Source organism: Streptomyces sp. NPDC020884 (genome assembly GCF_044333935.1).
Classification (GTDB): domain Bacteria; phylum Actinomycetota; class Actinomycetes; order Streptomycetales; family Streptomycetaceae; genus Streptomyces.
In genome coordinates, this window is record NZ_JBIRRY010000001.1 from 1,127,862 (window position 1) to 1,154,518 (window position 26,657).

Below are 26,657 nucleotides of genomic sequence, written 5' to 3' on the forward strand. Positions count from 1 at the left end.
GCAGGTCGCAGCAGTGAAGTGAGGGCTGCGTAGCGACCGCCAGGGCTAATGCGCCCCGTTCGCGAGCTCCGCGGTCACCATCGCCAGGTGGTGGGATGTCGCCCACGCTCGCCACTGCGTCCCGCCGCCCGCCTTCGGCCTCTGCCTGTTGGCGCACTCGTGCAGCCGCGCGTCCCCCCAGGAGGTTCGTGGACCGGTGGCGGGCCAGTGGGGCGAGGCGACGAGGTCGCGGCTCAGGGTGAAGAAGTCGTCGTTGCCCGGCCGCAGGCGCGGGTAGACGAAGACCTGCCAGTTGTCCGGCGTCGTGTAGCGCATGTTCGGGTCTGGAGTCCCGCGGCTCGGCGTAGGCATACGGGGATGCGTGACGCCGAAGTCTCCGAAGTCCAGTGGCTTGCCCTGCCGCTGACGAGCCACCCGTTTCCAGAGCTCTACATCGTGTCTGCCCACAGGTGTTGCCTGACCGCGAGGAAATCCGGTCAGGTTGGCGGGGAAAGCGCCGGCAGCCACACACTCCCGGCGCCAGCGCCACGGCGACATGAGATCGAGGAGCTTCGTGACGTGCTCCACCAGGCTGCCCATTCCGGTTCCGGAATGGACGGGGCCCGCGTCGACCAGGAGGTCGACCTCCTCAGGGGCGAGGCGGAGCGTCCGGAGCACTGCTCGGACCTGCTCCTTGTCCGGCAGAGCCTCACGCGGTCCGGCCGCGACGCGTAGGCAGGCGCCACGCCGATGACATGCGCCGGCGTCCGCCGCTTCGCGCCAGACGTCCTTCGTGTCGGTGACGCGGACCACCGGACACATGTCAACGCCCCTGAGGCCCAGCGATTCGTTGAGCCGTGCGATGGGCCCTCCGGCGGCGCCTTCGAGAACCTGGCTCGCGGGTAGGGCGCCGCAGTCGACGGTCAGCACCACGCCGGTCGGGACCGCGTCCATCGCCCGGTCGCTGAAGGTCTCGAGCTGATCTCTGACCAGTTCGGGGTCGGGCACGAGCTCAAGGACGGGGCGCATGCGGGAGCGGACCTCTGGTGTCGCGTGCTCAAGCGCCTGAAACTCGCCTGCCTTGGCCTTGAGTATCGGGACGTAAGCCACCGGCGACCCCCTAGTGCCCTGTGCACCCAGCCAACCGACCTGCCTGATTCCTCTCCGCCAGGATGACCAGACGTCCTCAACGCGGGTAGAGCGCTAAATGAGCCAACAGTCCGAAATCCGGCCCGGCTCGCTTCACGCGTCCCGGCGTCCGAGCAGCAGCAGGGCGGCCGCGGCCACGGCGCTCGTGCAGGCGGCCACCAGGAGCAGGGAGGGCCAGGGGCCCAGGCTGCCGACGGTGTCGGCGGCGGCGTCCGAGGTCTGGGTGAGCTTCTCCAGGGCGGCCGTCGGGGAGAGTCCGGCGATCCAGCGTTCGGCGTCGCCGAAGAGGGGACCGAACAGGGACGGCAGGAGCAGCAGGCCGATCACCGTGGTGACCGCCCCGGCCGAGTGACGTACGAGGGCGCCGACGGCGAGGCCGAGCACGGCCGCCACCGCGAAGGAGGCGGCGATGCCGAACAGGGCGGGCAGCGGCTCGCCCTGGGCGTACCGGCCCTGCGGCAGCAGGGCGTCCCCGACGAGGTAGGCGACCGTGCAGGAGGCCAGGGCGAGGAGGTACATCACGCCCGCCACCAGGGTCGCCTTGGCCGCGAGGACCGTGCCCCGGCGGGGGCGGGCGGCGAACGTCGTACGGATGGTGCCGCTGCTGTACTCCCCCGAGACGACGAGCGCCCCGACGACCGCCGCCAGCATCTGGGCGACGACGGAGAGCGTGAGGCTGCCGCCGAGGACCGTGTCGTCGGGTTGCAGGCTGCCGGTCGCGGCGACGAACACCGCGCCCACGACGGGCAGTACCGCGGCCGCCGCGGTCGTCCACACCGTGGAGCGCACGCTGCGGAACTTGATCCACTCGTAGGCGAGGGCCTCCCGGAAGCCGGCCCTGCCCCGCCGGTTCACGGCCGGTCGGGTGGTGGTGGTCGTAGTCGTGGTGGTCGTGGTCATCGGACGGTCTCCTTCGGGTCGGTCGCAGGCGTCCGTGCACCGGGGCGCTTCTCGGCCCGGTACTCCACGGACGCCTGCGAAAGCGTCGTGTAGACCTCCTCCAGCGAGGAGTGGGCGGGGGTGAGTTCGTGGACGGCGACCCCGTGGTCCCGGGCCAGGTCGCCGATGGCCGCGGCGCGGGGGCCGTCGACCCGCCAGCCGCCCCGGGCGTCCAGCCGGACGCGCGCTCCCACCGCCTCCAGCAGGGACCGGAGCCTCTCCGGTTCGGGGGACCGTACGAGCGTGTGGGCGCGGGAGTTGGTCTCGATGAAGTCGCGCATGGTGGTGTCCGCGATGAGCCGGCCCTGTCCGATCACGATGAGGTGGTCGGCCGTCAGCTCCATCTCGCTCATGAGGTGGCTGGAGAGGAACACCGTGCGGCCCTCCCCCGCCAGCGACCTCATCAGTCCGCGGATCCAGCGGATGCCCTCGGTGTCGAGGCCGTTGACCGGTTCGTCGAGGATCAGCACCTCGGGGTCCCCGATCAGCGCCGCCGCGATGCCGAGCCGCTGGCCCATGCCGAGCGAGAAGCCCTTGGTGCGCCTGCGGGCCGTCTCCACGGGCAGCCCGACCAGGTCCAGCACCTCCTCCACGCGGCGGCGCGGGATGCCGTTGCTCGCCGCGAGTCCGGCCAGGTGGTGGTAGGCGGAGCGGCCGCCGTGGACTCCCTTGGCGTCGAGCAGCGAGCCGACCGCCCGTAGCGGCACGGGCAGGTCCGCATAGGCCTTCCCGGCCACGGTGACGCGCCCCGCGCTCGCGGAGTCGAGGCCGAGGATCAGGCGCATGGTGGTCGATTTCCCGGCGCCGTTCGGGCCGAGGAAGCCGGTCACCCGGCCGGGCCGGACGGTGAACGACAGCCGGTCGACGGCGGTCCGCCCGCCGTAGCGTTTGGTGAGTTCCGTTGCTTCGATCATGCGGCCGACGCTACGAGCGGAGGGCCGCTCGCGAATCCTCCGGCGGGAGCCGCTGCCTCCTCCCGCCGGAGTACGGTCAGCGGTCCCCGGCCCTGACCAGACCCGTTTCGTAGGCGATGACCACCAACTGCGCCCGGTCGCGGGCGCCCAGCTTCGTCATGGTCCGGCTGACATGCGTCTTCGCGGTCAGCGGGCTCATGATCAGGTCCTTGCCGATCTCGTCGTTGGACCGTCCGGCGGCGACCAGGGCCATCACCTCGCGCTCCCGGTCGGTGAGAACGGCGAGCCGCTCGGCGCCCGCCGCCTCGGGGGCCTTCAGCCGGGCGAACTCCTCGATCACCTGGCGGGTGACGGCGGGGGCGAGCAGGCTGCGGCCCGCCGCGACGTCACGGATCGCGGTGCGCAGGTCGTCCGGTTCGATGTCCTTGAGCAGGAAGCCCGCAGCACCGTGGCGGAGGGCCTCGAAGACGTACGCGTCGACCTGGTAGGTGGTGAGCATGACCACGCGGACCCGGTCCAGGGAGCGGTCCGCGGCGATCCGGCGGGTGGCCTCCAGGCCGTCGACGCCGGGCATCCTGATGTCCATCAGCACGACGTCCGGGCGGGTGGTCCGCACCGCCTCGACGGCCCTGGCACCGTCGGCCGCCTCCGCGACGACGACCAGGTCGTCGGTGAGGTCGAGCAGGGCGCGGAATCCGGCCCGTACGACGGTCTGGTCGTCGGCGAGGACCACCCGGACCTTCGTCGGCGCGGCCGCCGTGCGGCCGGTCTGCTCGGTCATGAGGCCACTCCCTCTGCTCCGTACGAAGTCCCGGTCATGAGGCCGCTCCCTCTGCTCCGTACAACGTCCCGGTCATGAGGTCGCTCCCGCCGTCGGCAGTTCGGCGTGGACGCGGAACCCGCCGCCCGGCACCGGACCGTAGGTGACGCCGCCGCCCACCGCGACCGCGCGTTCCCGCATGCCGATCAGGCCGAAGCCCCGGTCGGCGGGCGGGGCGGCGCCCGTCGGCGCCGGTGGGCCCTCGTCCACGATCTCGAGGGTCAGACGGGCGGCGTCGCGGGTCAACGACACCGCGGCGTGCCGCGCCGCGGAGTGTTTCACCACGTTGGTCAGCGCCTCCTGCACGATCCGGTACGCGGTCGCCTCGACGACCGCGGAGATGGCCGCGTCCCCCGTGTCCCGCCGCAGGCTGACCCGGACGCCGCCCGCCTCGACCCGCGCGACCAGCTCGTCCAGCTGGTCGAGGCGGGGGGCCGGCGCCGTGGAATCGGGCTCGCGCAGGACGGACAGCGTGGCGCGCAGCTCCCGTACGGCTTCCTTGCCGGATGCCCGCACCTGCGTCATCGCCTGCCGCGAGACCTCCGGCGCGGCGTCCAGCGCGTCGAGCGCCACTCCGGCCTGCACGGTCATCGCGCTCACCGTGTGCGCCAGGATGTCGTGGATCTCCCGGGCGACCCGCACCCGCTCCTGCCGGACCCGGCGGGCGGCCTCCCGCTCGCGGTCCTCCTCGGCCCGCGCGGCGCGCGCGGCGTACTCCGCCAGGAGTTCCCGGCGGGTCCGCACCACCTCGCCCAGGAGCAGCGGGACGAGCGGCCAGACCATCTCCAGGACGGGCAGCCCCTGCGGGTTGACCACGTCCCGGCCGACCTTCAGCGCCACCGCGCCCGAGACCGTCGCGGCGATCACCCCGGTCCACAGGGTGCGCCGGCGGTCGCCCAGCACCGCGACCGTGTACAGCGCCACGATCACCGGGAGGTTCAGCAGCTCGCCGATGTGGCCGTGCAGCGCCCACCCGGCACACGCCGCCCCGGTCACGCAGACCACCGGAACGGGCCAACGGCGGCGGCAGGCGAGCGCCGCCAGCGAGACCACGAGCAGGGCCCAGGTGAGCGCGTCGGCCTGCCGGTAGCCGGGTTCGTTGACGGCCGCGTCGGCGGTGGTGAACACGCCCACCACCGCCACCACCAGCAGATCCGCGACGATCGGCGGCAGGGTCCGCGCGCGGGCGGCCAGGCGGTCGAAGGTCATCACCCCCTCACGGTAGGAGGCGGGGCGTCCGGCCGCATACGCCCGCGGGAGTACCCGGGCCCGCCGGCGGCCGTACGGAGGAGGGGGGCCGCCGCCGCGGCCCTCGGGGCAAGGAGCGGCCCGGACATCGGGGCAGGAGCCACGTGAACATCGTGCAGGAGTTCGGACATACCCGGACGGGAGTTCGGGCGCGGCGGAACCTTCCGTCCGGCGGGACGTTCGGCAGGGCGCGGGAGCGGGCAAATCGATCAGGTGGGCCCGAAGGCGGAACCCCCGCCGCAGGGCGCTCCCGACACCGCCCCGCCACCCGGCGGGCGTAAGCGGCCCCGCGCCGCCGTCCACCCGCCGGTCCCACCACCCGCCACCGAAGCGCCCGCGTGAACTACGCACCATCAGGGAAAGGAGCGCCGCGAAATGGCGACGCCGCTGTCCGCCGACAAGCTGCTCAAAGCCCTCCGCGACGAAGGCCTCCACGTCGTCGAGCACCGGAGCTGGCGTACCAACAACCGGAACCACAAAGGCCCCTGGGGGCCGACCCACGGGGTGATGATCCATCACACCGTCACCTCGGGCACCGCGTCCTCGGTCGAGCTCTGCTACAACGGCCACTCCGCCCTGCCCGGCCCGCTCTGCCACGGGGTCATCGCCAAGGACGGGTCCGTCCACCTCGTGGGGAACGGCCGGGCCAACCACGCCGGGCTCGGCGACGACGACGTCCTGCGCGCCGTCATCGCGGAGAAGGCGCTGCCCCCGGACAACGAGGCCAACACCGACGGCAACCGGCACTTCTACGGCTTCGAGTGCGTCAACCTCGGCGACGGCAAGGATCCCTGGCCGGCGGCGCAGCTGCTGGCGATCGAGCGGGCCGCCGCCGCGCTCTGCCGGGCGCACGGCTGGTCCCAGCGGTCGGTGATCGGGCACCTGGAGTGGCAGCCGGGCAAGATCGATCCGCGCGGGTTCACGATGAACGCGATGCGCACACGGATCGGCAAGCGGCTGGGCGGCTCCCCGGACGGCCCCTCCGAACCGCCGCCGAAGCCGACGTACGAGCCGTTCCCGGGGGCCGCGTTCTTCAAGGTCGGCCGCAACAGCGCGATCGTCACGGCGATGGGCAAGCGCCTGGTGGCCGAGGGCTGCGGCCGGTACACGGTCGGTCCCGGCCCGGCCTGGTCCGAGGCCGACCGGAAGTCGTACGCCGCCTGGCAGCGCAAGCTGGGCTACTCGGGCGGTGACGCGGACGGCGTTCCCGGGAAGAGCAGTTGGGACCGGCTCAAGGTGCCCAACGTGTGACACGGGCACCCGGCTCCGCTTCTCCCTCCTCTCTCCCTCTTCCTCGTCCGGCGAAGAGGGAGAAGGGGGAAGGGGGAGCCGGGTGGTCGCTCAGGTCAGCGGTTGAAGGAGCTGCCCAGCGCCGCCTTCGCGGCCACCGTGCCGAGCGTGCCGTGGCCGAAGCTGAACGAGCCCTTGGCCGCGAGGCCGGAGGCGGTGGCCGGGAACACCCACAGGGAGCCCTCGCCGTCGTTCTCCCCGGGGGCGCCCACGGCCAGTTCGGTGCGGCCGTCGCCGTTGAGGTCGCGCAGGATCGCGCCGCCGCCGAAACGGTCGTCCTTCTCCACGGCCCCGACGACATCCGGCGTGCCCTGGTTGAACCCGTAACTGCCCTTGCCGGTGGGGCCGGTGGCGGTTCCGGGGAGGATCACGAGGCCACCTGCCGACTGGACCGTGCCCTGGTCCTCGCCGGGGACGCCGACCGCGATCTCGCCGTAGCCGTCGCCGTTCGTGTCACCGATGGCGACGGACCGGCCGAAGCCGTCGGCGCTCTCGGCCGCGCCGGGGACACCGGGCGAGTCCTGGTTGAGGACGACGGCCTCGGTGCTCCTGGGCCCGCTCGCGCCGCCCGGTACGTAGGTGAGCATGCCGCCCTTGGCGAGCGGCAGGTCCAGGTCGCTGTCGTACCCGTCGACGCTGCGCCCGACGGCGAGGTCGGCGTACCGGTCGTTGTCGACGTGGCCGACGGCGATGTGCTCGCCGCCTTGCAGGTTGTATCCGTCCTTGCCCTTGAGGCTGGTGAGGTCCGGGCCGGGTCCCGTCGGGCCGCCGTAGCCGATCAGGATGTGCCGGGCGTCGTACTCGTCACCCATGTTGGCCACGAGGGCGAGATCGTCACGGCCGTCGCCGTTCACGTCGCCCGCCGCCACATCGAGGTAGCGCCGGTCGTCGGGGTTCGGGATCTCGCTCGCCGCGGCGGCGGCGCCGTCGCGGGTGAAGGGTCCGGTGAGGGTGTGCAGGGCGGCGTGGCCGGCCCCGACGAGGTCCGCCGCGCCGTCGCCGTCGAAGTCGCCGACGGCCAGCCCGCGGCCCAGGCCGGCGTGGTCCTTGCCGGTCAGCAGGGTCGCCCCGCCGGCCAGGCCGTTCGGCCCGCCCCACAGGACCGTGATGCCGCCCGCACCGCCGTCCGCGCCGATCGCCTCGCCCTGCGAGCCGACGACCAGGTCCGCGTAGCCGTCCCGGTCGAGGTCGGCGGAGACGACGGAGCTGCCGAAGGCGTCACCGGTCTCCGGGGTGCCGGGCACGCCCGCCGAGGCCTGGGTGAACACCTTCTTCGCGGAGTCCTTGATTCCGTTGCGGGAGCCGTAGGCGACGCCGACGTATCCGGCGCCCTTGAAGCCCTTGACGGTCGCACCGGGCGCGGCGAACGCCAGGTCCGGATAACCGTCGCCGTTGAAGTCGGCGCGGGGGCCGTGGGGGTCGGGGGCGGGTGCGGCGTGGGCGGTGGCGGGCAGGGCGACGACTGCGGTGGCCAGGGTGAGGGCCAGGACCACACCGGTGCCGAGTGCTCGGGATGTCACGGGGACTCCTTCTGCTGGGACGTGCGCTGCGGCGGTGGTCCGGGGACAGCGGGAAAGCGCTGTCCCGGACCGCCGTGGCAGGCATGTGGTTTGACACGGAATCGGGGGGAATCGAGTGGCCGCTCGCACCCCTTCAGACAGGCGCACCGGGCGAAGGGTTGTGCCGCGCGGGACAGTTCACCGCCTAAGGTTTCCCCGCTGTGCCGGTGGCGCCCCGGTGACCTGGGGGTGAAGCGCCGGTGGTCCGCCACTGAAGGACGGGGAACGGTGCGATGGCGAACGAGGTACGAACGGTGCCGGCCGGGGAGCTGGTCCGGTACGCCGACGGCATCCGCGACGTGTACGCGCGGGCGTTCGCGGCCCCGCCCTGGAACGAGGATCCGGCGCAGGCCGACGCCTACGCGCAACGGCTCGAACGGGACGCGCTGCGGCCCGGGTTCACGGCGGCGGTGGCGACGGCCGAGGGGACGGTAACCGGTTTCGCCACGGCCTGGATCACCCCGGAGGTCTTTCCGGCCGACCGCAGCTACGGGCAGGTCGCCGAGGCCCTGGGACCCGGGCGCACGCGGGCGTGGCTGTGCGGCGCGCTGGAGGTGAACGAGCTGGCGATCGCGCCGGAGGCCCAGGGGGCGGGGCTGGGCGCGGCGCTGCTGGACGCGGTGACGGGGTCCGCCCCGGACGGCCGTTGCTGGCTGCTGACCTCCGTGCGGGCCGAGCCGGCCCTGCGCCTGTACGCGCGGGCCGGCTGGCGGCGGGTCGCCGCGCCCGTGCCCGGCGCGGCCGCGCTCGTGGTGCTGCTCGGCCCCCGCCATCCGCAGGGGGCCGGGGCGGACCGGGAACCCCGCTCTACAGGGCGACGGCCAGCAGGACGCATGCCACCAGCGTGAACGCGGTGCGCACCTGGTGGAAGGTGTTCCAGCGGGACTCGAAGGCCGCGCGGGCCGCGCTGTCGTCGCCGCCCTCGGAGGCGGCGAGCGCGTTGTTGAGCGGGATGTTCCCGACGATGGTCACCAGGTGGCTCGCGACCCCGCAGATCAGCGCCCCCAGGATGGCGGGCCCCGCCACCTCGCCGAGCTCGCCGAGGCCGGTGAAGAACGCGGCGGCGGGCAGCGCGACGACGCCGAGGAACAGGACGAGGAAGACCGGCCCGGGGACCTTGTCGTTGAAGCGGCGCATGGCTGCGGTGAACTGCTCGTCCGTCAGGTCGCCGAGGGCGGGCATGATCGCGATCAGGAAGGTCAGCATGAAGCCCGCGTAGAGGCCGTTGACGATCGTGGCGAGCACCAGGAAGAGGGAGGTCATGGCGGACATCATGACCCGGGACGACGGTTCACCGGACCTGATTTCACCGGCCGTGCGCACCGTACCTCCCCGTCCCGGACGGGGACGGGCCCCGCCCCGGACGGTTCCGCCTCAGCCGATCTCGCCCTCGCTCGGCTCCGCCCTGTCCTCCGTTCCGGCTCCGCCCCTGAGCCGGTCCGCCTGTCCGATCGCCCTGGCCAGTTTCGTCACGGCACTGTCCTCGGTGGTCTCCGCCAGTCCGTTCGCCCGGGAGGCGAGTTCACCGAGGGCGGGTGCGCCGGGCAGGTCGCCGTCCCGCAGGTCATCGGCGAAGTAGGCGGCGACGGCCGCCACTTGGAGCCGCTCGTTCCCGCCGTCCCACAGGGACCCCTTGACCGCCTCGGTCCGTACGGTTCCGGTCTCCTCCTGTGCCTTGCGGGTCTTGGGGTCGAGCCAGCGCACGGTCGCCTTGGCCACGGTGCCGGACACGCCCTTGCGCAGCCGCACGGCGTACAGCGCGGTCACCGTGTGGCCGGGGCCGACCTCGCCGCCGTCGACGCTGTCGTCGCGGAAGTCCTCGTCGGCGACCTTGCGGTTCTCGTAGCCGATCAGCCGGAACTGCTGCACGGTCGCCCGGTCGAACGCCACCTGGGCCTTGGCGTCGCGGGCCTGGATCTCGAGGTGGGCGGGCAGCTGGTCGACGAAGACCTTGCGGGCCTGTTCCTCGTCGCCGACGTACGTCGTGTTCCCGTCGCCCTTGTTGGTGAGCTGTTCCATGAACGCGTCGCCGTAGTCACTGCCGACGCCGACGCCGAAGAGGGTGATGCCGTACTCGCGGCGGGCGGAGTCGATCTTCTTCAGAATCCCCTCGGCCTCGGTGTCACCGGTGTTGGCGAGGGCGTCGGAAAGGAGCACCACCCGGTTGGTGGCGCCCTCGCGGTGGCCGTCGACCGACTTCTCGTAGCCGAGCCTGATGCCGGCCTCGACGTTGGTGGACTGGGCCGGCTGCATCTCCTCCACCACGTCCTTGATCCGGTCCCGGTTGCCCTTGACGCGGGTCATCGACAGCCGGGTCTCGGCCTCGTCGCTGAAGGTGACCAGGGCGATGGAGTCGTCGTCGCGCAGTTCGTCGGTGAGGATGGTCAGGGACTTCCTGACCAGGTCCAGCCGGCCGGTCTCGGCCATGGACCCCGAGATGTCGACGACGAAGGTGAGGGCGGCGGGCGGCCGTTCAGCGGTCGACGGGGCGGCCTTCGTGGCCAGGCCGACGCGGAGCAGCGACCAGTCGGCGGCTCCGGTTCCGCCCTCCCCGGCCGTCCCGGAGTCGAGCCGGCCCCCGTCGACGTTCACCGAGAAGCCGTTGCCCTCGGGCCGTTCGTACCCCTGGCGGAAGCTGTTGACGAACTCCTCGGGGCGTACGTCCGCGGCGGAGGGCAGCCTGCCGTCGCCCAGGGTGCGGCGCGCGTAGCCGTAGCTGGCGGTGTCCACGTCCAGGGCGAAGGTGGAGAGGTAGTCGGGCGCGGCGCGGTCCGGCTCGGCCTCGTCCCCCGTGCCCTCCGCGGGCCGGGCCTTCTCGGGCGCCGCCGCGTCCGGCGCGGGCTGCCCGCCGCCGGTCGATCCCTGCCCCTTGCGGGCGCCCGAACTCAGATCGGGCGCGGTCTCCGCCCCGTTGTCGCTCCCGCTGCAGGCGGTGAGGAGCATGGCGCCCGCCAGGAGGAGCGCCACGGCTCCCGCCCGGCCTCCCGCCCGCTTCTCATGTCGTCGGCTGTCCTGGTTCATGCGTAACCCCCCACATCGTCACGATGTCCTCGACATCTGTGAATGTGACGTACGGGGCCGCCGACCGGAGTCGACGAAAGCGTTGCGGAACCATCTCGATGCGGCAACAGCGGACAGGAAACGGGCGGAACATCAGGTTCAGGACACGATGTCCTTACGACTGAACCCGCGGAAGGCCAGCGCGAACAGAATCAGGGCATAGGTCACTGATACGGCCGCGCCCTTGATCATGCCGCCCCACTCCAGTTGCGGCTGGAGCGCGTCGGCCCAGGCGAACTGCCAGTGCGCGGGCAGGAAGTCGCGCCAGGAGCCGAGCGCGGTGACCGCGTCGAGCACATTGCCGACGATGGTGAGGCCGACCGCGCCGCCGACCGCGCCGAGCGGGGCGTCCGTCTTCGTGGACAGCCAGAACGCCAGGCCCGCGGTGACCAGTTGGGAGACGAAGATGAAGGCCACGACGAGCGCGAGACGGGGCACCGTGTCCCCGGCGGCCAGCGCTCCCCCGGTGGGCAGTTTCAGCGGGCCCCAGCCGTAGGCCGCCGTGCCGGCCGCCAGCGCGACGAGCGGCAGCAGCACCATCGCGGCCAGGCTGAAGCCGAGCGCGACGACGAGCTTGGACCACAGCAGCCGTACCCGCGGCACGGGTGCGGCGAGCAGATAGCGCAGCGAGGACCAGCTCGCCTCGGAGGCGACGGTGTCCCCGCAGAACAGGGCCACCGGCACCACCAGCAGGAATCCGGCCGAGACGAACAGCGAGGTGGCGGCGAAGTTCGCGGCGGACTCGGTCGCCACGTCCATCAGGTTGATCCGGCCGCCGCCCCCGCCTCCTCCGCCGCCGTCCTCGCCGTCCGGCGTGCCGCCGATCGCGAAGGCGATGATCAGGATGAAGGGGAGGGCGGCGAGGATCCCGCCCATGAGCAGGGTGCGGCGGCGGCGCAGTTGCCGCATGGCCTCGACGCGCAGAGGAAGCGTGCGCCGGGCGCGGTAGCCGGCGGCCTCGGGGTGTGCGGTGTCGTCCCGGATCTCGGGGGGCTGGGTGGGGGCGCTCATGCTGCTCCTCCGGAGGAGATCAGGGTGAGGAAGGCGTCCTCCAGGCGGCGGTGCGGTCCGACGCCGGTGACCGGGACGTCGAGCCGGACCAGGTCGGCGACGAGCCGCGAGGTGGTGGCGCCGTCGAGGCGGACGAGCAGCCCGCGCCCGTCGTCGGTGCGGACGGCGGAGCCGATGCCGGGCAGTGCGGCGACCTTCTCGGCCAGCGGCTCGGACACCTCGTCCGCGGCGGTCACCAGGATCATGTCGCCGGATCCGGTGATCTCGGCGACGGGTCCGGCCTGGACGAGCCGGCCCCGGTCCATGACGACCAGGTGGGTGCAGGACTGCTCGACCTCGGAGAGGAGGTGGCTGGAGACGATGACGGTCCGGCCGCCGGCCGCGTACCGGATCATCACGTCCCGCATCTCGCGGATCTGCGGCGGGTCGAGCCCGTTGGTCGGCTCGTCGAGGATGAGCAGGTCCGGCATGCCGAGCATGGCCTGCGCGATGGCGAGCCGCTGCCGCATGCCCTGGGAGTACGTCCGTACGGCACGGGCGAGCGCGTCGCCGAGCCCGGCGATCTCCAGGGCCTCTTCGATGTGCGCGTCCTCGGCGGGCCGGCCGGTGGCCTGCCAGTACAGATCCAGGTTGGCGCGCCCGGAGAGGTGCGGCAGGAACCCGGCCCCCTCCACGAACGCTCCGACCCGCGACAGCACCGGCGCGCCCGGCCGGATGGCCTGCCCGAAGACGCGGATCTCGCCCTCGTCGGGGGTGATGAGCCCCATGAGCATGCGCAGGGTGGTCGTCTTGCCCGCGCCGTTGGGTCCGAGGAGCCCGAGGACCTGGCCCTTCTCGACCCGGAAGGACAGCTCGCGCACGGCGTAGCGGTCCACGGACTTCGCGTACTTCTTGGAGAGCCCGGTGATCTGGAGCGGTACGTCGGTGAGCGCGGGGTCCGGCGCCGGGGTCGCGGCGCGGCGGCGGGCGGTGAGCAGCAGACCGGCCGCGATGACGAGCGCGGCGGCCGGGAGGCCCCAGGTCCACCACGGGAGGGCGGCCGCCGCGGTGGTGACGGCGGGGGCGGTGGGAAGGGTCAGCGGTCCGTCGGCGGTGACGCTGTACGTGGCGGGCTCGGCCGGGGACGCGTAGCCGAGGTCGGTCGCGGAGAAGACCAGCCGCAGCCGGTGTCCGGCGTCGAACTCGTGGTCCACGGCGGGCAGCGCCAGCTCGATCGGCTTGCCCTGCTCGCCGGGGGCGATCCGGTAGGGGGCGACGAGCTGGTGGGGCAGCACCTGCTGCCTGCCGTCCGGCGACACGTCGTACACCTTGCCGAAGAGCACCGCGTCCCGGCCGCCGTCCGCCTGCACGGTCACCTTCACCGTGGGCGTTCCGGTGACTCGTACGGGGCCGGTCAGCGGGGCGGACTCGAACCGGCCGAACTGTCCCGGGAAGTCGAGCGAGAGCCCGACGCCGAGGGAGGAGAGCTGGGCGAGTCCGCCGCCGATGCCGGGCACGGCGGAGATGGCGGGCGGCGCGGCCCCGGCCGGGTTGCGGAAGGTCTTCGTCCCGCCGCCGAGCGCGATGTCCCGGCCGCCGCTGCGCAGCCCCGGGTAGGTGTCGCCGCTCGCGCCGCGCAGGAGGGCCGCGCCGTCGGTGGAGTCGACGCCGCCGGTCCGGGTGACGCGGAAGGCGGGCCCCGTGCCGGTGCCGGTGTCCTCCTTGAGATAGCGGTCGAACCAGTCCCCGACGCGCCCTTCGACGCGTCCGGTCTCGCTGTCGCCGCCGTCGTGGCCGCCGGAGATCCAGTCGACCGAGACGGGTGCGCCGTTGGCGCTGATCGCCTTCTGCATGGCGTCGGCCTGGCCGAGCGGGAAGAGGGAGTCGGACTGCCCCTGGAGGAGCAGCGAGGGGACCTTGATGCGGTCGGCGACGGCGGACGGCGAACGCTCGGTGAGCAGGTCGGTCGCGGCCCGGTCCGGCTTGCCGCTGACGGCGACCCGTTCGTACATCTCGCAGAGCTGCTTCTCGAACTTCTCGCAGCCGCCACCGGTGGTGATGAAGATCCCGGCCCAGAGCTTCTTGAAGACCCCGTCGGGGAAGAGGGCGTCCGCGAGGTTCCAGTAGGTGATCACGGGTGCGATGGCGTCGACCCGCTCGTCGTACCCGGCGGCGAGCAGGGACACGGCCCCGCCGTAGGAGGCCCCGGTGAGGCCGACCCGGGGGTCGCCCTTCTCGTCGAGCTCCACCTCGGGCCGCTCCGCGAGCCAGTCGATGAGCCGGGAGACGTCCTTGACCTCGTGGTCCGGGTCGTTGAGGGAGATCTCCCCGCCGGACTTCCCGAAGCCGCGCGCCGACCAGGTCAGCACCGCGTACCCGTCGGCGGCCAGCTTCTCGGCCTGCGCCCGTACGTCGTTCTTGCTGCCGCCGAAGCCGTGCCCGATGAGCACGGCGGGCCGCTTACCGGAACCTTCTCCGTGGAAGTACGAGGTGTCGATCGGCACCCCGTCCATGCGCAGGGTCCGGTCCTCGCGCTGCACGGCGGGCGAGCCGTCGTCGGCGACGGCGGTCCAGGTGCCGCCGCCCACGAGCACGGCGAGCACGGCCGCGGCCGCGGCCCACCGGCCACGGGTACGGGGCAGCAGGCGCCACCGTCGAGCAGTAGGGGTCTCCATCCCTCGACCCTAAACGGAGGATGCAAGCCGGTTGAGTGCCGCCAGGGGGAGGTGAGCGGCCTCCCTGAGAGGTACGGCGCACCCCCGCCGTACTCCGGACGCGGTACAGAATGCCCCCACACCCCTTGCCTCGGGAGGCCATTGTGGACATTCGCCCCGCCACGACCGTCAGGGAGCTGCTGGCCGCCGGCCCTCTCTACGACGCGCCTCCTCGCGAGGCCTGGGCCGCCCGCTTCCTCGCCGCGGACGGTCACGTGATGCTGATCGCGTACGTCGACGGCGTCCCGGCGGGCTTCGTCTCCGGCATCGAGATGCTGCACCCGGACAAGGGCACGGAGATGTGCCTGTACGAACTCGGCGTCGACGAACCGTTCCGCCGCCGGGGCATCGGCAGGGCCCTGACACGGGCGCTCGTGGACCTCGCCCGGGAGCGGGGGTGCTACGGCCTGTGGGTCGGCGTGGAGCGGGACGACGAGGCGGCGCTCGCGACGTACCGGTCGGCGGGGGCGAGGGACGACGGCGGGTTCGCGATGCTGACCTGGGAGTTGGGGGGCGTCGCCCGGTGAGGCGGTCCGCTCCGGTCGCCCTACCGCGCGAGGGCCAGGACGAGGGACGCCGCGGCCAGTCCCAGGTAGGCGCCGGGGAAGGCGATGTTGTGGAAGACCCGGGCGCGGATGTGGGCGGCGACAGCGCCGACGTAGAACGCGGTGAGTCCCGCGGCGGCGGCGATGCCGATGTCCCGGAAGCCCAGAAGTCCGAGCAGAAGTCCGAGGGCGCCCGCGGCCTTGAGCGCGGCGAGCCACGGCAGCCAGGTGCGCGGCAGATCCACCTCGGCCGAGTTGGCGAGGACGAAGGGGGTCTTGAGCAGGTCCGCGACGACGATGGCGGTATTGGCCAGGATGGTGACGCCGGTGATGATCACGTAGGCGGGGTGCATGGGATGCGCCTTTCGGCCGGGTCGCTCGGGTCCATGATCTAACGGCACGGGCGGGACGAGGACACGCGGGGGCCGCGCCGGTTCGTCGCCGTGGCGGAGGAGGGGACCCGGCAGGGCTACCGCCCGGTCGGCTCCGGCCGGGGAGCGACGAGGCCGAGCGGCGTCTCCACGGGCAGCAGCGCGGCGGCCTTCTCCCGCTCCCCCGCCCGGACCGCCGTGTGCACCTCGCGCGCGAGCGGGGTGACATCGCGTACCGACACGGTCCACTCGTCCGCGTACCGCCGGGCCGCCTCGCCGCCGAGTCCGAGCTGGAGGGAGCGGTACGGGAGCGGGTTCAGGTCGAGGTCGCGCTCGGGGTCCCACTGCACCCGGGCGGGGGCGGTGCGGAGGCTTCGCTTCCAGGCCGTCTGGTCGGGGTGCACGTCGCGTACGTAGTGGGAGAGTTCGGCGTGCGCGAGCGCCCACTCCAGACCGGCCCGTTCGATCTCCACGGCGAGGACGACCTCCTGCCCGTCCTTCGTGCCCCATCCGCAGCGGTACATCATCCACAGGAAGCTGGGCTTGATCCAGGTCATCCGGTCCCGCTTCCAGGCGGCGGGGAACCGCCCGTCGCGTGCGGCGGGGAGCCCGATGGCGGGCGGGTACGCCTGGTAGACGGTGACGGTCGAGGCGGTGTGCCGGGCGCGGATCTCGTAGCGGGGCGGGAGGGCCGGGGAGTTCATGGGTCCCAGGATGCGGGGCGCGGCGGTGGCCCGGCATCCGCTTTTCGCGGGGCGGCGGGCCCCGCCGGCGCACCGGTGGGGAGGCGGGGGCGCGGTTCACCGCTTGGACTTCGCCTTGTTGTACCGGCTCACGCCGTCCTCGTAACCGGCCGCGGGGAGGCCCGGGTCGGACGCCATCGCGACGTCGTCGGCGTTGCGGACCAGCTTGATCTTCTCGAACAGGCCGCCGGGGATGACCAGTTCGTCCGAGCCGTGGTAGACCATCGCCGGCGCGGAACCGGACGCGGAACCGGAGTCGCTGTCGCTCTCGAACTCGACGCCTCCCTCGGATCCGCCTCCGTCGCCCACCACCGGAACCTCGTCCTGCACATAGACGGCGACCAGGAACTTGCCCCAGATCCTGGCCTCCTTCTTCGCGGCGGCCGTGCCGGGGGCCTTCATGGAGCCGGGGGCCAGGACGGGGGCGACGTAGAACCCGGGCCCCTTGCCCTTGCCGTTCACCTTGCCGATCACCTCCGCGTCCGGGCCGTGCTGGACCAGGCCTCCGACGCTTTCGACGTTGGTGCCGTGGAACCCGACCAGCCGGTAGCCGCTGAGGCTGTCGTCGATGGCCTTCTGCCGCTCCGCGCGCTCGGCCTCGGGCATCTCGCGCCGGAACTCCTTCGGCTCCTGGACGATGCCGACCTCGTCCGCGTCCCAGTCGCCCTCCTCCCAGTCGGCTCCCGAACGGGATCCCGAGGAGGCGACGCTGGAACGCTCCGACTCCTCGTCGCTGCTGCTCTCCTCCTCGCTGCTGCTGTCGCCGCTCCGGCGGTTGCCCTGCCGGAAGAAGCCGCCCCCTCCGTCGCTGTCGCTGCTACTGCCACTGCTACTGCTGCTGTCGCCGGCCTCCTGCTGGGCGAGGACCTCGCCCAGGGCCCGCCAGACCGCGGCGTGGTCGATGGGGCCGCCGGACCGCTCCAGCCGCGCCAGGACCCGTTGCAGGGTGGCGGGTGCGGCGAAGTCCCTGGGGCCGGAGGGCACGGGGTGGCCGACCATCCACACGAGCAGGTCCGACGCGGACCGGACCGTCGTGGGGCCTTCCGCCCCGCCGTCGATGACGAGTTGCTTGTCGGTCGCCACCCGCTGTACGTCCACGGCGCGCTGGACGGCCCCGTCGCCACCGGACGCCGGGTGGTCCGCCGAACGGGCCGTGTCCGTCTGCGGGCGGGGCCCGCTCATGACCCGCTTCGCGTTGGCCTCGGCCTCGCGCTCGAACCGGTCGGCCGGGTCGGACATCCGCAGCCCCGACCCGTTGTCCGTGCCGGCGACGGGACCCCGGCGCTGCTGGATGACATGGGTCAGCTCGTGGGCGAGGGTGCGTCTGTCCCCTCCGCCCTCACCGATGACGATGTGGTTGCCGGAGGTGTAGGCACGGGCGCCCACCTCCGTGGCGGAGGCCTTCGCGGCGGCGTCCGTGTGGATGCGGACATCGGAGAAGTCCGCGCCGAGCCGGGCCTCCATATCGGCGCGTTCGGCGCCGCCGAGACCCCGGCCACCGGTGCGCAGGACGTCGTGGACGGCGGAGCGGCGCTGCACGGGTGCGTCCGAGCTGCGCTGCACGGGTGGGGCGGCGGTGGGCGCGAGGTCCTCCTGGTGGCCGCATCCGTCGCCGTGCTCGTGGTCCAGCGCCGGGGGGTGCCCGGCCTTGCGGAGCATCTGGACGACGGCCGCGTTCCCGGCCGTGCGCTGCAACGCCAGGCCGGCGACCGGCGGCGCTTCGCCCGGCCCGGCCGGTCGGTGGGCCTGCGCCCGCACGTTCTCGGTGTCGCCGCTTCGGGCGTTGTCCTGTGCGCGCACGGGGAGCTTCACTTCCTGCGGAGGAACGGCGTCCTCTCCTGCATACGCGGCGGGAGGCGCCGGCGCCAGGTTCTCCGGGGCAGGGCGGGCGGGCCCCAGGGGCAGGGCCGGGTGCCGCCGGAGCCGACGGGAGCGGACGGGGGCGTCGGCTTCGGCGGCACCCGGCCCGACGCACCGGTCCCCGCCGGCACCGGGGTGCGGGCGGGGACCGGCGGGGGCGGCGGGGCGGCCCTCAGTGGTTGCGCGGGAACCCGAGGTCGACGCCGGCCGGGGCGTCGGCCGGGTCGGGCCAGCGGGTGGTGACGACCTTGCCGCGCGTGTAGAAGTGCACGCCGTCGTTGCCGTAGATGTGGTGGTCGCCGAAGAGCGAGTCCTTCCAGCCTCCGAAGGAGTGGTAGCCCACCGGGACCGGGATCGGGACGTTGACGCCGACCATGCCGGCCTCGACCTCCAGCTGGAAGCGGCGGGCCGCGCCGCCGTCGCGGGTGAAGATCGCGGTGCCGTTGCCGAACGGCGAGGCGTTCATGAGGGCGACGCCGTCCTCGTAGGTGTCCACGCGGAGCACGCACAGCACCGGGCCGAAGATCTCGTCCCGGTAGGCGTCGGAGTCGGTGGAGACCTTGTCCAGGAGGGACAGCCCGATCCAGTGGCCGTCCTCGAAGCCCTCGACCGTGTGGCCCGTGCCGTCGAGGACGACCTCCGCGCCCTGGGCGGCGGCGCCCGTGACGTAGGAGGCGACCTTGTCGCGGTGGGCGGCGGTGATCAGGGGGCCCATCTCGGAGGCGGGGTCGTTGCCGGGGCCGATCGTGATCTTCTCGGCCCGCTCGCGGATCTTGGCGACCAGCTCGTCGCCGATCGCGCCGACCGCGACTACGGCGGAGATCGCCATGCAGCGCTCGCCCGCGGAGCCGTACGCCGCCGAGACCGCCGCGTCGGCGGCCGCGTCCAGGTCGGCGTCCGGGAGGACGAGCATGTGGTTCTTCGCGCCGCCCAGGGCCTGGACCCGCTTACCGTTGGCGGAGGCGGTGCCGTGGATGTAGCGGGCGATGGGGGTGGAGCCGACGAAGGAGACGGCGGCCACGTCCGGGTGGTTGAGCAGGCCGTCGACGGCGACCTTGTCACCGTGCAGGACGTTGAGGACGCCGTCCGGAAGGCCCGCCTCCGACGCCAGCTCGGCCAGCAGGTTGGCGGCCGAGGGGTCCTTCTCGCTCGGCTTCAGCACGAACGTGTTGCCGCAGGCGATGGCCAGCGGGAACATCCACATCGGCACCATGGCCGGGAAGTTGAACGGGGTGATGCCCGCGACGACGCCGAGGGACTGACGGATCGAGGAGACGTCGACCCGGCTGGACACCTGGGTGGACAGCTCGCCCTTGAGCTGGGTGGTGATCCCGCACGCCAGCTCGACGATCTCCAGCCCCCGGGCGACCTCGCCGAGCGCGTCCGAGTGCACCTTGCCGTGCTCGGCGGTGATCAGCGCGGCGATGTCGTCACGGTGGGCGTCCAGCAGCGCGCGGTAGCGGAAGAGAATCGTGGTGCGCTGGGCGAGCGAGGCGGTGCCCCACGTCGCGTACGCGGCCTTCGCCGCCGCCACGGCCTCGTCGACCTCCGCCACGGAGGCGAGCGCCACCCGGGTGGTGACCGCGCCGGTGGCCGGGTCCGTGACGGGACCGTACTGGCCCGACGTGCCCTCCACTGTCTTGCCGCCGATCCAGTGGTTGACGGTCTTCGTCATGACGTACTCCTTCAGGCTTCAAGCCGCTCAGGCAGGTTCAAGCGGATGCAGGCGGGCTTCACAGGTGGCGGCGTCGGGCGGCGACCTGCCGGTCGTACTCCTCCCGGGCCTTGACCGCCGCCGGTCGGCTCGCGGTTTCGGCCACCGGAACATCCCACCACGCCTGGGCCGGAGGGGGGCCCGACACTGTGTCGGGCGTTTCGGTCTCGACGTAGACACAAGTGGGACCGGCGGCGTCGCGGGCCTCGGAGAGGGCGGTGCGCAGCTCCTCGACGCTGGTGGCGCGCAGGACCCGCATGCCCAGCGACTCCGCGTTGGCGGCCAGGTCGACGGGGAGCGGCGGGCCGGTGAAGCCGCCGTCGGCCGCCCGGTGGCGGTAGTCCGTGCCGAAGCGCTCGCCGCCGACCGACTCGGAGAGGCCGCCGATGGAGGCGTACCCGTGGTTCTGCAGGATCAGCAGTTTCAGCGGCAGGTTCTCCTGGACCGCGGTGACGATCTCGGTGGGGTTCATCAGATACGTGCCGTCGCCGACGAGGGCCCAGACGGGGCGGCCCGGTTCGTCGGGGCGGTGCGGCTTGCGGGCTCCGGCGGCGAGCAGGACGCCGATCGCGGCCGGGATCTCGTAGCCCATGCAGGAGTAGCCGTACTCCACGTGGTACTGGTCGCGGGAGCGGGCGCGCCAGAGCTTGTGCAGGTCGCCGGGGAGGGAACCGGCGGCGTTGATGAGGATGTCGTCCTCGGTGACCAGGGTGTCCAGCAGGCCGAGGACCTGGGTCTGGGTGGGGCGCGCGGTGGGGTCGGGGGTGGCGAAGGAGGCTTCGACCCGTTCCTCCCATGCCTCCTTCGCGCCGGTGTACTCCGTCTCGTACGCCGGGTCGACCCGGTATCCGAGTCCGGCGAGGGCCGCCGTCAGGGCCTCGAGTCCGGCGCGGGCGTCGGCCACCAGCGGGAGGGCGGCCAGCTTGTGGGCGTCGAAGCCGGTGATGTTGAGGTGGAGGAAGCGGACCGCCGGATCGGCGAAGAGCGTGCCGGAGGCGGTGGTGAAGTCGGAGAAGCGGGTGCCGATGCCGATCACCAGGTCGGCGGTGCGGGCCAGCTCGTCGGCGGTGGCGGTGCCGGTGTGGCCGATGCCGCCGACGTCGGCCGGGTGGTCGTGGCGGAGCGCGCCCTTGCCCGCCTGGGTGGAGGCGACCGGGATGCGGGTGGCGGCGGTGAACGCGGCGAGCGTCTCCTCGGCGGCGCTGTGGCGGACCCCGCCGCCCGCCACGATCAGGGGGCGGCGGGCGGCGCGCACCGCCCGTACCGCCGCTTCCAGTTCGACCGTGTCGGGGGCGGGCCTGCGGACGTGCCAGTCGCGCTCGGCGAAGAACGCCTCCGGCCAGTCGTACGCCTCCGCCTGCACGTCCTGCGGCAGCGCGAGCGTGACGGCCCCGGTCTCCGCGGGGTCGGCGAGGACCCGCATCGCCTGCAACGCGGCCGGGATCAGCGCCTCGGGCCGGGTGATCCGGTCGAAGTAGCGCGAGACGGGGCGCAGACAGTCGTTGACGGACACGTCACCGGCGTAGGGGACTTCGAGCTGTTGGAGTACGGGGTCGGCGGGCCGGGTCGCGAAGGTGTCGCCGGGCAGGAGGAGGACGGGCAGCCGGTTGATCGTGGCGAGGGCGGCCCCGGTGACGAGGTTGGTGGCCCCCGGTCCGATGGACGTGGTCACGGCGTGCGCCGAGAGCCGCCCCGACTGACGGGCGTAGCCCACGGCCGCGTGCACCATGGCCTGTTCGCTGCGGCCCTGGAGGTAGGGCATGCGGTGGGCGGTTCCGCCGCAGCCGCCCGCTTCCACGAGCGCCTGACCGATGCCCGCGACGTTGCCGTGGCCGAAGATGCCCCAGGTGGCGCTGATGAGCCGCTGCCTGCGGCCGTCGCGCTCGGTGTACTGCCTGGCCAGGAAGGCGACCAGGGCCTGAGCGGTGGTCAGACGCCGGGTGGGGGTGGGACTCGTCGGGTTCGCGGGACGCGTCGGGCTCAAGGCGTTACCTCCGGGCCGGGCGACGGATGCGCCGTGTACAGCGGGAGTCTGGCGTCGATCGCTTCGTTCGGCCAGGTGTCGCGGATCCACCGGTGGTCGGGATGGTCGCGGATCAGCCAGGCGCGGTCCTCCCCCGGACCGGCCATCACGTTCAGGTAGTACAGCGCCCGGCCGGGCGGGGCGATGGACGGGCCGTGCCAGCCGTCGGGGATCAGGACCGCGTCCCCGCTGCGCACTTCGGCGAGGACGTCCGTACCGCCCTCCCGCGACGGGGAGACCCGGTGGTAGCCGAGCCCGCCGTCCGCCACCTCGAAGTAGTAGATCTCCTCCAGCTCGCACTCCTCGCCCGGGACGTTCTCGTCGTGCTTGTGGGGCGGGTACGAGGACCAGTTGCCGCCGGGGGTGAGGACCTCGACGGCGATCAGCCGGTCGCAGTCGAAGGTGTCGGCGGCGGCGAAGTTGTTCACCTGGCGCGAGCAGGTCCCGGAGCCGCGCAGCTCGATGGGTACCTCCGGCGCGGGGCCGTAGCGAGCGGGGAGTCGTCGCTCGCACTTCGCTCCTGCCAGGGCGAAGCGGCCACCTGCGCCGGAGGCGATCTGTGCGTGGGCGTCGCGCGGTACGTAGGCGAAGTCGGAGACCCCGCTGAACACGCCCTCCCGGCCCAGCAGTTCAAAGGTCTCACCTGCCGTATGCACCGTACAGCCACCGGCCAACGGCAGGACGATCCATTCACTGCCGCCGGTGACGAGTTCATGAACACCACCCGGCTCCAACTCCAGCACCCGCAGGGCCGAGCGCTCCCAGCCGGCCCGCCCGGGATCGATGTCGACGGCGTACGCCCCGCGTGCGGCGCTGCCGGACGGCAGGTGGTACCGGTGCTGCCCCCGCTGGGGGTGATCCGTCGTCATGGCCCTTCCCTACCCGGCTGGAGCAGCGATACGGCGGTGTCGACGGCGCGCGCCACGTCCCCGTCGACCGGGTAGAGCAACGAACGCCCCACGACCAGTCCCCGCACGGTGGGCAGCCGCAGCGCCTCGCGCCATTTCCCGTACGCGGCGTCCTGGTCCTCGCCGACCTCGCCGCCGAGCAGGACGGCGGGCAGGGTGGAGGCCTCCATCACCCGGCCCATGGCCTCGGGGTCGTCGGTGACGGGGACCTTCAGCCAGGTGTACGCGGACGTCCCGGCGAGGCCCGACGCGATGGCGATGGAGGTCGCCACGGCGGCGGCGCCGAGATCGTTGCGGAGGCGGCCGTCGACGCGGCGGCAGAGGAACGGCTCGACGAAGACGGGCAGCCGGTGGGCGGCCATCGCGTCGATGGTCCGGGCGGCGGTGTGCAGGGTGTCCAGCGATCCGGGGTCGTCGTGGTCGATGCGGAGCAGCAGCTTCCCCGCGTCGAACCCGTGGCGGACCAGGTCCTCGGGACGGTATCCGGTGAACCGGTCGTCGAGCTCGAACGCGGCGCCGGCCAGCCCGCCGCGGTTCATCGAGCCCATCACGACCTTGTCCTCCAGGGCTCCGAGCAGGAGCAGGTCGTCCAGGACGTCGGCGGAGGCGAGCACTCCGTCGACGCCGGGCCGGGAGAGGGCGAGGCAGAGCCGCTCCAGCAGCTCGAAGCGGTTGGCCATGGCGAGGGACCGGTCCCCGACGGCGAGCGCGCCGCGCGCGGGATGGTCGGCCGCGATGATCATCAACCGGTCGCCGGTGGTACGGATCAGCCGCCGCCGCTTCCGTCGCGCGGCGGCCTCGGCAACGGCTTCGGGGCGCTCGGCGCGCAGCCGCACGAGCTCGGAGAGGGAGGGCGCGAGCGGCGTCATGAGCCCGCTCCGGTCCGGGGGTCGGCGGGGGTGGCGGGGGTGGCGGGGGTGGCTGGGCCGGCTGGGGCACCCTGGCCCTCTGGGGCGCCGGGGGCGGCCCGAGCAGCCGGGTCCGCTGGGACGGCTCCGGCCGCGAGGGCTTCTTCGACCTCGTCCGGGAACGGCATCGCGGACGAGCAGGCCAGCCGGGAGGCGACGATGGCGCCGGCCGCGTTCGCGTACCGCACGAGGCGGTCGAGGGGCCACCCGGCGAGCAGCCCGTGGCAGAGCGCGCCCCCGAACGCGTCCCCGGCGCCGAGGCCGTTGACCACGTCCACCGGCAGCGGCGGGCAGTCGGCGGTGGTGCCGTCGCGGTGGACGGCGAGCACGCCCTTCGGGCCCTGCTTGACGATGGCGAGCTCCACTCCGGCCGCGAGCAGGGCCCGCGCGGCGGCGTACGGCTCGCGTTCGCCGGTCGCGATCGCGCACTCGTCGATGTTGCCGACGGCGACCGTGGCGTGGGACAGCGCTTCGCGGTACCGCGCGGGCGCGACGGTGCTGTGGTCGCCGCCGTCCCAGAACATGGGCCGCCAGTCGAGGTCGAAGACGGTCGCCGTACGCGGCACGGTCCCCGTACGCGGCACGTCCACCGGATCGGCGGTCTGCGCCGGGTCCGTCGTGCGCGCCGCCGGGCCCGGGGCGCGCGCCGCGCTCCCGCTTCGGGCGCGCAGGGCGGCCAGCGTGGCGGAGCGGCTCGGCTCGGCGCTGAGTCCGGTGCCGGTCATCCAGAAGATCCTGGCCGTGCGCACCGCGTCCAGGTCGAGCTCCGGCGCGTGGATCTCCAGATCGGGGGCCTTGGGCTGCCGGTAGAAGTAGAGCGGGAAGTCGTCCGGCGGGAAGATCTCGCAGAACGTGACCGGGGTCGGATACTCCGCCACTGCGGTCGCCCATCGGGCGTCCACGCCGAACCGCTCCAGCTCCTGACGGAGATACGCGCCGAAGGCGTCCTGTCCGGTCCGGGTGATCACGGCCGTCCGCCGCCCCAGCCGGGCCGCCGCCACCGCGACGTTCGTCGGGGAACCGCCGAGGAACTTGCCGAAGGTCTCGACCCGGGCGAGCGGTACCCCGATCTCCAGCGGGTAGAGATCCACCCCGATCCGCCCCATGGTGATCACGTCGTACGGCTCAGGCATACGCATCCCTTCGACCCCCGGTGGCCGGCTGGTCCCAGGTCTAGCCCTCCCCCGGGAACCCTGTCAATATTTTGTCCGGACATTCGGACGAACTCTTGACACTCTTCCGCACGGGCCACGAGGCTGGGCATTATGACCCCCTCCGTCCGCTCCTCGGCCCGCATCCGTATCGGCTCGGCCCCCGACTCCTGGGGAGTGTGGTTCCCCGACGACCCGAAGCAAGTGCCCTGGCAACGCTTCCTCGACGAGGTGGCCGAGGCCGGGTACGCGTGGATCGAGCTCGGACCGTACGGCTATCTGCCCACCGACCCGGCCCGGCTGGCCGACGAGACCCGGGGCCGGGGGCTCACGGTCTCCGCCGGCACCGTTTTCACCGGATTGCACCATGGCCCCGACGTCTGGGACCGGACCTGGGCGCATGTCGCGGACATCGCGGGACTGACCCGGGCCATGGGCGCCGAACACCTCGTCGTCATCCCCTCCTTCTGGCGCGACGACAAGACGGGCGAGGTGCTGGAGGACCGCACGCTCACCCCCGCGCAGTGGCGCGCCCTGACCACGCAGACGGAGCGGCTGGGCCGGGAGGTCCGGGAACGCTACGGACTGCGGATCGTCGTCCACCCGCACGCCGACACCCACATCGACACCGAGGAGAACGTCAACCGCTTCCTCGACGCCACCGATCCGGACCTCGTCTCGCTCTGCCTGGACACCGGGCACTACGCCTACTGCGGCGGCGACAGCGTCAAGCTCATCGAGACGTACGGGGAACGCATCGGCTACCTCCACCTCAAGCAGGTCGATCCGGAGATCCTGGCGGCGGTGGTCGCGGACGAGGTGCCGTTCGGCCCGGCGGTGGCCCGGGGTGTGATGTGCGAACCGCCCGGCGGGGTCCCCGCCCTGGAACCGGTCCTGGACGCGGCCCGCGCCCTGGGCGTCGACCTGTTCGCGATCGTGGAGCAGGACATGTACCCGTGTCCGCCGGACAAGCCGCTCCCCATCGCCCGCCGCACCCGGGAGTTCCTCCGCTCCTGCGGAAGGCCCGGCACAGCACCCTGAGGCCCGGCGGGCTCCGGACCCGGGGCTCCTGGCCCCGGGTCCCGAGCCCCGAGCCCCGAGCCCCGAGCCCCGAGCCCCGAGCCCCGAGCCCCGGGTCAGACTCCCGTACGTCCGTCGACGCGTTCGCGGATCAGGTCGGCGTGGCCGCAGTGCCGGGCGTACTCGCCGATCATGTGGGTGTAGATCCAGCGCAGCGTGACCTGCCCGCCCATGAACGGGCTGGTGTCGTCGAGCGCCCGGGTCGCGCAGTTCCGCCGGGCGCTCGCCACCTCGGCCTCCCACCGCGCGAGCGCCTGCTCATGGGTGGCGTCCTCGGCGAGGTCCCAGCCGCCGTCGTGGCCCGCGCCCCCGTCTCCGGCCGGAGGGGCGAAGAGCGGCGGGGCGTCCTCCTGCGCGAGCACCCGGCGGAACCAGTTCCGCTCGACCTCCGCCAGATGCTGGAGCAGCCCGAGCAGGGTGATCGGCGAGGGCGCGGCCGACGCCTCGCGAAGGTCCTCGTCGGGCAGGTCCGCGCACTTCTGGGCAAGGGTGGCGCGGTAGAAGTCGAGCCAGCTCTCCAGCGAGGTGCGTTCGTCGGCGTTCAGCGGGGGCATCGGGCGTTCGGCAGTGCTCATGGCCTTCATCGTGGCATCCGGCACCGACAGCGGCCGCGGTTCATCCCTTCTGCCACGGCAGTAACCGTTTCGGCACACATATCTCCGTTACACGCGTTTTCTGTCACAGCCGGTCGA

At 73.1% G+C, this 26,657-nt stretch carries 23 protein-coding genes; 4 read left to right on the forward strand and 19 right to left on the reverse strand.

Going from position 1 to position 26,657, the window contains the following annotated elements:
- Positions 1-45 precede the first annotated feature (45 nt).
- The 5 genes from ACH4UK_RS05155 to ACH4UK_RS05175 form a co-directional block, all read right to left on the reverse strand.
- Positions 46-1,089, reverse strand: a complete 1,044-nt coding sequence (locus ACH4UK_RS05155) for a beta family protein (RefSeq protein WP_398354592.1) — start codon at positions 1,087-1,089, stop codon at positions 46-48.
- A 132-nt stretch (positions 1,090-1,221) separates the two neighbouring features.
- Complete coding sequence (locus ACH4UK_RS05160; protein ID WP_398354593.1) at positions 1,222-2,028, reverse strand: ABC transporter permease; 807 nt, start codon at positions 2,026-2,028, stop codon at positions 1,222-1,224.
- The gene (locus tag ACH4UK_RS05165) at positions 2,025-2,981 is read right to left on the reverse strand and encodes an ATP-binding cassette domain-containing protein (protein ID WP_398354594.1); all 957 of its coding nucleotides are present in this window, start codon (positions 2,979-2,981) and stop codon (positions 2,025-2,027) included. Before ACH4UK_RS05165 ends, ACH4UK_RS05160 begins: the two co-directional genes overlap by 4 nt.
- Before the next feature lie 76 nt (positions 2,982-3,057).
- The gene (locus ACH4UK_RS05170; protein ID WP_398354595.1) at positions 3,058-3,762 is read right to left on the reverse strand and encodes a response regulator; all 705 of its coding nucleotides are present in this window, start codon (positions 3,760-3,762) and stop codon (positions 3,058-3,060) included.
- Between the two features lie 72 nt (positions 3,763-3,834).
- On the reverse strand, positions 3,835-5,010 hold the full coding sequence (locus tag ACH4UK_RS05175) for a sensor histidine kinase (protein ID WP_398354596.1): 1,176 nt from the start codon (positions 5,008-5,010) through the stop codon (positions 3,835-3,837).
- Between the two features lie 414 nt (positions 5,011-5,424).
- Between ACH4UK_RS05175 and ACH4UK_RS05180 the strand changes: the two genes are divergently transcribed.
- Positions 5,425-6,300: a peptidoglycan-binding protein gene (locus tag ACH4UK_RS05180; protein ID WP_398354597.1), complete on the forward strand. Its 876-nt coding sequence runs from the start codon at positions 5,425-5,427 to the stop codon at positions 6,298-6,300.
- 95 nt (positions 6,301-6,395) lie between these two features.
- Here ACH4UK_RS05180 and ACH4UK_RS05185 read toward each other — a convergent pair whose 3' ends face one another.
- Positions 6,396-7,859, reverse strand: a complete 1,464-nt coding sequence (locus ACH4UK_RS05185) for an FG-GAP and VCBS repeat-containing protein (RefSeq protein ID WP_398354598.1) — start codon at positions 7,857-7,859, stop codon at positions 6,396-6,398.
- Positions 7,860-8,131: 272 nt separating this feature from the next.
- Between ACH4UK_RS05185 and ACH4UK_RS05190 the strand changes: the two genes are divergently transcribed.
- Positions 8,132-8,746: a GNAT family N-acetyltransferase gene (locus ACH4UK_RS05190; RefSeq protein ID WP_398354599.1), complete on the forward strand. Its 615-nt coding sequence runs from the start codon at positions 8,132-8,134 to the stop codon at positions 8,744-8,746.
- Here the strand turns inward: ACH4UK_RS05190 and ACH4UK_RS05195 are convergent.
- From ACH4UK_RS05195 to ACH4UK_RS05210, 4 genes are all read right to left on the reverse strand, one after another.
- Complete coding sequence (locus tag ACH4UK_RS05195) at positions 8,706-9,173, reverse strand: DUF1772 domain-containing protein (RefSeq protein WP_398354600.1); 468 nt, start codon at positions 9,171-9,173, stop codon at positions 8,706-8,708. The two genes, ACH4UK_RS05190 and ACH4UK_RS05195, sit on opposite strands and share 41 nt — an antisense overlap.
- Positions 9,174-9,272: 99 nt before the next feature.
- Positions 9,273-10,919: a von Willebrand factor type A domain-containing protein gene (locus ACH4UK_RS05200; RefSeq protein ID WP_398354601.1), complete on the reverse strand. Its 1,647-nt coding sequence runs from the start codon at positions 10,917-10,919 to the stop codon at positions 9,273-9,275.
- A 138-nt stretch (positions 10,920-11,057) separates the two neighbouring features.
- Positions 11,058-11,969, reverse strand: a complete 912-nt coding sequence (locus ACH4UK_RS05205) for an ABC transporter permease (RefSeq protein WP_398354602.1) — start codon at positions 11,967-11,969, stop codon at positions 11,058-11,060.
- Complete coding sequence (locus ACH4UK_RS05210; protein WP_398354603.1) at positions 11,966-14,623, reverse strand: alpha/beta fold hydrolase; 2,658 nt, start codon at positions 14,621-14,623, stop codon at positions 11,966-11,968. Before ACH4UK_RS05210 ends, ACH4UK_RS05205 begins: the two co-directional genes overlap by 4 nt.
- Positions 14,624-14,766: 143 nt before the next feature.
- On the opposite strand from ACH4UK_RS05210, the gene ACH4UK_RS05215 reads away from it, so the two are divergent.
- Entirely contained in the window at positions 14,767-15,189 is a 423-nt protein-coding gene (locus ACH4UK_RS05215) for a GNAT family N-acetyltransferase (protein WP_398354604.1), read from the forward strand.
- A 20-nt stretch (positions 15,190-15,209) separates the two neighbouring features.
- Here ACH4UK_RS05215 and ACH4UK_RS05220 read toward each other — a convergent pair whose 3' ends face one another.
- From ACH4UK_RS05220 to iolC, 8 genes are all read right to left on the reverse strand, one after another.
- On the reverse strand, positions 15,210-15,560 hold the full coding sequence (locus ACH4UK_RS05220; protein ID WP_398354605.1) for a DoxX family protein: 351 nt from the start codon (positions 15,558-15,560) through the stop codon (positions 15,210-15,212).
- A gap of 116 nt (positions 15,561-15,676) precedes the next feature.
- Complete coding sequence (locus tag ACH4UK_RS05225; RefSeq protein ID WP_398354606.1) at positions 15,677-16,282, reverse strand: DUF4291 domain-containing protein; 606 nt, start codon at positions 16,280-16,282, stop codon at positions 15,677-15,679.
- A gap of 96 nt (positions 16,283-16,378) precedes the next feature.
- Entirely contained in the window at positions 16,379-18,121 is a 1,743-nt protein-coding gene (locus ACH4UK_RS05230) for a DUF4157 domain-containing protein (protein ID WP_398354607.1), read from the reverse strand.
- A 232-nt stretch (positions 18,122-18,353) separates the two neighbouring features.
- Complete coding sequence (gene mmsA / locus ACH4UK_RS05235) at positions 18,354-19,856, reverse strand: CoA-acylating methylmalonate-semialdehyde dehydrogenase (protein WP_398354608.1); 1,503 nt, start codon at positions 19,854-19,856, stop codon at positions 18,354-18,356.
- Between the two features lie 58 nt (positions 19,857-19,914).
- Complete coding sequence (gene iolD / locus ACH4UK_RS05240) at positions 19,915-21,879, reverse strand: 3D-(3,5/4)-trihydroxycyclohexane-1,2-dione acylhydrolase (decyclizing) (RefSeq protein WP_398354609.1); 1,965 nt, start codon at positions 21,877-21,879, stop codon at positions 19,915-19,917.
- Positions 21,876-22,787, reverse strand: coding sequence for a 5-deoxy-glucuronate isomerase (gene iolB / locus ACH4UK_RS05245; RefSeq protein ID WP_398354610.1), 912 nt, complete (start codon positions 22,785-22,787; stop codon positions 21,876-21,878). The genes iolD and iolB overlap by 4 nt, the downstream gene beginning before the upstream one ends.
- On the reverse strand, positions 22,784-23,695 hold the full coding sequence (locus ACH4UK_RS05250; protein ID WP_398354611.1) for a deoxyribose-phosphate aldolase: 912 nt from the start codon (positions 23,693-23,695) through the stop codon (positions 22,784-22,786). Before ACH4UK_RS05250 ends, iolB begins: the two co-directional genes overlap by 4 nt.
- The gene (gene iolC / locus ACH4UK_RS05255) at positions 23,692-24,867 is read right to left on the reverse strand and encodes a 5-dehydro-2-deoxygluconokinase (protein ID WP_398354612.1); all 1,176 of its coding nucleotides are present in this window, start codon (positions 24,865-24,867) and stop codon (positions 23,692-23,694) included. The genes ACH4UK_RS05250 and iolC overlap by 4 nt, the downstream gene beginning before the upstream one ends.
- 132 nt (positions 24,868-24,999) lie before the next feature.
- On the opposite strand from iolC, the gene ACH4UK_RS05260 reads away from it, so the two are divergent.
- Complete coding sequence (locus tag ACH4UK_RS05260) at positions 25,000-25,926, forward strand: sugar phosphate isomerase/epimerase family protein (RefSeq protein ID WP_398354613.1); 927 nt, start codon at positions 25,000-25,002, stop codon at positions 25,924-25,926.
- 95 nt (positions 25,927-26,021) lie between these two features.
- Here ACH4UK_RS05260 and ACH4UK_RS05265 read toward each other — a convergent pair whose 3' ends face one another.
- Positions 26,022-26,540 carry a DinB family protein gene (locus tag ACH4UK_RS05265; protein WP_398354614.1) on the reverse strand — a complete coding sequence of 173 codons (519 nt, stop codon included), beginning with the start codon at positions 26,538-26,540 and terminating at the stop codon, positions 26,022-26,024.
- Positions 26,541-26,657: the final 117 nt, after the last annotated feature.